Genomic DNA, 343 nt, shown 5'->3' on the forward strand with positions numbered 1-343 from the left:
GGTGATAGACGGAATTAACATGACATATTGTATTCAGTTTTGAATGCTCATTCATTTGAGGATTCAAAATCAAATGGGCCTATAGCTCAGCTGGTTAGAGCGCACGCCTGATAAGCGTGAGGTCGGTGGTTCGAGTCCACTTAGGCCCACCATTTGAAAAAACAAATGGTGCATTAATTTTAAATATTTGGGGGCTTAGCTCAGCTGGGAGAGCGCCTGCTTTGCACGCAGGAGGTCAGCGGTTCGATCCCGCTAGTCTCCACCATTAATTTGATTGTACATTGAAAACTAGATAAGTAAGTATAGATTTTACCAAGCAAAACCGAGTGACAAGCGAAAGCTT

General features: G+C 43.1%; 2 tRNA genes. Both read left to right on the forward strand.

The features are described 5' to 3' along the window. Positions 1–75 precede the first annotated feature (75 nt). Positions 76–152, forward strand: a tRNA-Ile gene (locus tag C1H58_RS12155). A gap of 37 nt (positions 153–189) precedes the next feature. Continuing rightward, a tRNA-Ala gene (locus C1H58_RS12160) sits at positions 190–265 on the forward strand. The last annotated feature ends 78 nt before the right edge of the window (positions 266–343 follow it).

The organism is Staphylococcus sp. 191, from assembly GCF_011174885.1.
Taxonomy (GTDB): domain Bacteria; phylum Bacillota; class Bacilli; order Staphylococcales; family Staphylococcaceae; genus Staphylococcus; species Staphylococcus coagulans.